Annotated in this window: 4 protein-coding genes; 2 read left to right on the forward strand and 2 right to left on the reverse strand. The window is 61.0% G+C overall.

What is annotated here, in order from left to right:
• Positions 1-1,213: NAD+ synthase (locus tag AC2FNB_RS20210; protein WP_496748575.1), on the reverse strand; the 1,213-nt coding region annotated here is incomplete at its 3' end.
• Positions 1,214-1,373: 160 nt separating this feature from the next.
• On the opposite strand from AC2FNB_RS20210, the gene AC2FNB_RS20215 reads away from it, so the two are divergent.
• Together AC2FNB_RS20215 and AC2FNB_RS20220 are read left to right on the forward strand one after the other, a co-directional pair.
• A complete protein-coding gene (locus AC2FNB_RS20215) occupies positions 1,374-2,816 on the forward strand; it encodes an MORN repeat-containing protein (RefSeq protein WP_496748576.1) in 1,443 nt (480 codons plus the stop codon).
• Positions 2,817-3,195: 379 nt separating this feature from the next.
• A complete protein-coding gene (locus AC2FNB_RS20220) occupies positions 3,196-4,767 on the forward strand; it encodes a 2-isopropylmalate synthase (RefSeq protein ID WP_480751793.1) in 1,572 nt (523 codons plus the stop codon).
• A gap of 58 nt (positions 4,768-4,825) precedes the next feature.
• Here AC2FNB_RS20220 and AC2FNB_RS20225 read toward each other — a convergent pair.
• Positions 4,826-5,900: tetratricopeptide repeat protein (locus AC2FNB_RS20225; RefSeq protein ID WP_496748577.1), on the reverse strand; the 1,075-nt coding region annotated here is incomplete at its 5' end.

Consider the following 5,900-nt stretch of genomic DNA (forward strand, 5'->3'; position numbering starts at 1 on the left):
CCGCGATCTCGGATTTGTTGCCGGTGGTCAACAGCATCTCGCCAAACTTGTTCGATATCGCCATCAACAACAGCCCGCGCAGGCGCGACTGGATGTTTTCCTCGGTGATGTCCGGCTGCAGCCCCTCGAACACCGGCGCCAGCGTGCGTGTTACCGCCGCCCGGCTTTCCGAAATCGGGACATGATCGTACCGGACGCCCAGCGCCTTCGCCACCGCCTCGGCATCCTCCAGAGACCCGGGGCTGGTATATTCCGACGGCAGCATGACACAACGCACGTTCCCGGCCCCCAGCGCATCCACCGCGATGGCCGCGACCAGCGCCGAATCCACACCGCCCGACAGGCCCAGAACCGCCTTCTTGAACCCGGTCTTGGCCATGTAGTCGCGCAACGACTGCACCATGGTGCGGTAATCCTGCTCCCATTCGTCGGGCTGCGGCGCGATCTCGCCGGGGACGATACGCCAGCCATCGTCGCCACGCTGCAGATCAAGATGGGTCACCGCCTCGTCAAACACCGGCATCCGCAACGCCAGTTCACCGCCGGGGTTCAGCGCAAAGGTGCCCCCGTCGAACACCTGGTCATCCTGCCCGCCAACCATGTTGAGATAGATCAGCGGCAAACCGGTTTCGACAACCCGCGCCACCATCTGATTGATGCGAAGTTCGGTCTTGTTGCGGAAATAGGGCGACCCGTTCGGGATCAGCAGGAACTCTGCCCCGGTTTCCGCCAGTGTTTCCGCCACATCCTCGTGCCAGGCATCTTCGCAGATCGGGCTGCCGACACGCGTGTTGCCCACCGAATACGGCCCCCCCAAAGGTCCGGCGTCATAAATGCGCACCTCGTCGAAAACGGTCTCGTTTGGCAGGTGATGCTTCAGCGCCCGGCTGGCAATCTTGCCGCCCTTCAGAATCAGATAGGCGTTATACAGCTTGCCTTCCTCAACCCAAGGCCCGCCGATGGCAAGTGCCGGGCCGTCGGCGCATTCCTCGGCCAGGGTCTCGATCATCGCGATCGCGGTGTCATGGAACGCAGGCTTCATCACCAGATCCTGCGTGTTGTATCCGGAAATGAACATCTCGGGCAGGGCTACCAGATCGGCCCCCGCCGCGCGCCCAAGCTCCCAGGCCTGCAAGGCCTTGTCGGCATTGCCTGACAGGTCGCCCACCACCGGGTTGAGCTGCGCCAGAGTGATACGGAAACGGTCGGCCATGACGCCCCCCTGCTCTCATCCATTCAAAGCCATTTACCAGATCGCGCCCCGAGGAAAAGGCCAATGGAGCAAAAGACATTGCCCCGCCCTCCCCGGTATCCTAAGTTTCGGCCTACCGAGCAGCGTATTTTTGAAGCAATCAAGGCAAACAGGGGCAGCGATGGTCTCGATCCGCAAAACTATGGCAACGGCGGCATTCGCCGCGCTGGCCGGAACCGCCTGGGCCCAAGATGATCAGATCCTGACCACCGAAGACGAAGTCGGCGGCGTCTATGAGGGCACCTTCAAAGGTGGATTGCAGCACGGCATTGGCACCTATCGCCTGCCCAACGGCTACGAATATACCGGCCAGTGGATCGAGGGCGAGATCGAAGGCAAGGGCACCGCGCGCTTTCCCGACGGCTCTGTCTATGAGGGCGAGTTTGCCAAGGGCAAACCGCACGGGCAGGGCAAGATCGTCTATGCCGACGGCGGCACCTATGAAGGTGAATGGAAGGACGGCGTTTTTGACGGCGCTGGCCTTGCGGTCTTCACCAGCGGCAGCCAGTACAAAGGCGAATTCAGGAATGGCCTGCACCATGGCAAGGGAACGCTGCGTGTCGCCGACAACTACGTCTACGAAGGCGACTGGGTCGATGGCCAGCAGGACGGCAAGGGCAAGTTCACCTATGCCGATGGCTCTGTCTACGAGGGCGACGTGCGCGGCGGCGTCCGGAATGGTACAGGCACGGTCCAGTTTTCCGACGGCGTGTCCTATACCGGCGACTGGTCCAATGGCCAGATGAGCGGGGCCGGAACGCTGTCCTATCCCAACGGCGACGTCTACGAAGGCGCGTTCCGCGACGGCCGCCGCGAAGGCAAGGGCAAGACCATCGGCGCGGATGGCGACGTCTACGAGGGCGACTTTCTGGACGATCAGCGCCACGGGCAGGGCACCTTCGTCGGGACCGACGGCTTCCGCTATACCGGCGACTGGACCAATGGCCAGATCGAAGGCAACGGCCGCATGACCTATCCCGACGGCTCGATCTATGTCGGTGCCTTCCAGGCCGATCTGGCCGAAGGCAAGGGCAAGATCACCTATCCCGACGGGTCCAGCTATGACGGCGACTGGATCGCCGGCGTGATCGAGGGCGACGGCACCACGGTCTATGCCAACGGCATCGTCTACAAGGGCCAGTTCCGCAACGCCCGAAATCACGGCAAGGGCGTGATGACATACCCGGACGGCTATCGCTATGACGGCGACTGGGCCAACGGGCTGCGCCACGGCGAAGGCAAGGCCACCTATCCCGACGGATCGGTTTATACCGGCCAATACGCCAACGGCCAGCGCCACGGTCAGGGCGAGATCGTGATGACGGACGGGTTCCGGTATTCCGGCCAGTGGACCGAAGGCAAGATCACCGGCATCGGCACCGCCACCTATGCCAATGGCGACGTCTACGAGGGCAGCTTCCTGAACGGCAAACGCCAGGGCGAAGGCCGGATGCGTTATTCCGACGGTCAGGAAGAAACCGGCACATGGGAAAACGGCGCGCTGGTCCAGAACGACGAAACCGCTCAACCGGCACCCGCCGACGGCACGACGCAAAGCGACTGACCCGCTTCGCCGCTTCTTTCTGGTCGCAAATACCACAGGGAGTTTGAGGGACAGTGTCGCTCAACGAAAATCCAATAGAGCGCGCCGCAGGCGCTCGATTTTCGCACCGTCTCTGCAATCGGTACATTTCGGACAACCCGTGGTCTGAACCATGTACATTTCGGTCATTTTGCCGCTTCCCATTCCCGCACGGGGCTGTATAAACTCCGCCTCATGATCAACCGCGCAGATATCTCCTCCACCGACGTCACCACCCGTGGCGCGATTCTGCGTGGCCTACTGATCCTAATCCGCCTCTGAGCGTGCCACCCGGCGCGCCCGCTCAGAGGAGGACGCCCGCGCGCCAAATGGCTTTAGGACAGACAAGAAAGACACCGACATGACCAACGTGACCGACCAAGACCGCGTCTTGATCTTCGACACCACGCTCCGCGACGGCGAACAAAGCCCCGGCGCCACCATGACCCATGACGAAAAGCTCGAAATCGCCGAATTGCTCGACGAAATGGGCGTGGACATCATCGAAGCCGGGTTTCCCATCGCCTCCGAAGGCGACTTCAAGGCGGTCTCCGAAATCGCCCAGCGCTCGAAAAACAGCCGAATCTGCGGTCTGGCCCGCGCCAATTTCGCCGACATCGACCGCTGCTGGGAGGCGGTGAAACACGCGGAAAAGAACCGCATCCACACCTTTATCGGCACCTCACCGCTGCACCGCGCCATCCCGAACCTGACCCAGGACGAGATGGCCGAAAAGATCCACGAGACCGTCAGCCACGCCCGCAATCTGTGTGAAAACGTGCAATGGTCGCCAATGGACGCAACCCGGACCGAGTGGGACTACCTCTGCCGCGTGATCGAGATTGCGATCAAGGCAGGAGCCACCACAATCAACATTCCCGATACGGTCGGCTATACCGCGCCGATGGAAAGCGCCGATCTGATCAAGCGCCTGATCGAAACCGTGCCCGGTGCAGATGAGGTGGTCTTCGCCACCCATTGCCACAACGATCTGGGCATGGCGACCGCGAATGCCCTGGCTGCCGTTGCAGGCGGCGCGCGCCAGATCGAATGCACTATCAATGGCTTGGGCGAACGCGCCGGAAACACAGCACTCGAAGAGGTGGTGATGGCGCTGAAGACCCGCAACGACATCATGCCCTGGCACACCGGGATCGACACCACCAAGATCATGCATATCTCGCGCCGCGTCGCGACGGTGTCGGGCTTCCCAGTGCAATTCAACAAGGCGATTGTCGGCAAGAATGCCTTTGCCCATGAAAGCGGTATCCACCAGGACGGCATGCTCAAGAACCGCGAAAACTTCGAGATCATGCGCCCCGAGGATATCGGCCTCTCCGGAACGTCCTTGCCGCTCGGCAAACACTCGGGCCGCGCCGCTCTCAAGGACAAGCTGAACAATCTTGGCTACGAGGTTGGGGATAATCAGCTCAAGGACATCTTCGTTCGGTTCAAGGAATTGGCGGACCGCAAGAAAGAGGTATTTGACGATGACCTCATCGCGCTCATGCATTCGGGCGGCGATGCCAGGGATCATCTGCAACTGGTGTCGATGAAGGTCGTCTGCGGCACCGGCGGCCCTGCGGAATCCACCATCGAAATGGAAATCGACGGCAGGGATGTCAGCGCCACCGAACATGGCGACGGGCCTGTTGACGCATCGTTCAAGGCGATCCGCGCGCTTTACCCCAACAAGGCGCACCTGCAGCTTTATCAGGTGCACGCGGTGACCGAAGGAACGGATGCGCAGGCCACCGTTTCCGTGCGCCTGGAAGAGGATGGCATGATCGCTACCGGCCAGTCAGCCAACACCGATACGGTGGTTGCTTCGGCCAAGGCCTATGTCAACGCGCTGAACCGCCTGATCGTGCGCCGGGAAAAGGCCGGGCCGGGCGCAGATACGCGCGAGATCAGCTACAAGGACCTGACCTGATCAATCATGATCAAGAGCGGGCCTTGATCGGGTCCGCTCGCCATTTTCTCGGGGCGACTCAGGATAGTCCGGCGTTTTCCAGACCCTGTTGGAAATGTTTTATGTCTTCGTCGCGCGTATAATGCAGCGTCGCCAACAATTCGCTGATCTTGAAATCGGGGTTGGCCGCCCGAACGGCGTCGGCATGACGTTTCGCCTCGGTCTCATTCCCCAACCATGCATGGCATGCAGCGACAAACGCGTTTTGCGTTATGTCCAGATCGGTCAGGTGCTGGAAATCGTCAATCGCTTGTTCATAGTGACGGCCGCAGAAATGCGCCTTGCCAAGGTGGCTCCAGAACCGGGGTGGGTGATGCGGGTTCAAGCGCATTGCCTTTTCGATCCATTCGGCCCCTTCGTCGGGCTTGCCCATCCATGTCAGCAATTCGCCCATCTGCACGACGACCAGATCGTAATTCGGATTGAGTGACAGCGCGCGTTCCTGATGATAGCGGGCCTTGCCGAGGTTATTGCGCACAATCTCCAAGGCCGCCATCAGACGGTGAACATCCGGGTCGTTGTCGTCGAGCGAAGCGGCTTTTTTGATCGAGCCTTCGGCATCGGCCAGGGCCGCAACCGTGTCCGGATCCCAGCCATAGCCCCAGGCCTGCCCCCGGATACAGCCTCGCCACGCGTGGGCATGAGCATAATCGGGGTCCAGCTCAATGGCCCGATCCACCAGCTTGACCGCCTCGGCATTGTCTGTGGGCGTGCTGCGGTGGTGCAGTACCTTGGCCGCCAGAACACACTCATATGCGGCAAGGCTCGACGGTTTTTTCCGCGCCAGTTCATCCGTTTTCGACGCCTCAATCCGTCCGGGGAGGGTTGCGACAACGGCCGCGGTAATCTCGTCCTGCAGGGTAAAGATATCATCCAGCTCACGGTCGTATTTTTCGGCCCAGATATGCGCATCGTTCACGCTGTCGATCAACTGGACGGTGATTCTGACCCGGTTTCCGGCCTTTCGCACGCTGCCTTCGACAATGTACTGGGCCCCAAGTTTCCCGGCCACCTCGCGAATATTGACCGACTGCCCCTTGTAGACGAAAACCGAGTTTCGCGAGATGACAAACAGCTCGCGTCGGCGGCTGAGC

This window comes from Ruegeria sp. BHSB058, from assembly GCF_059613285.1.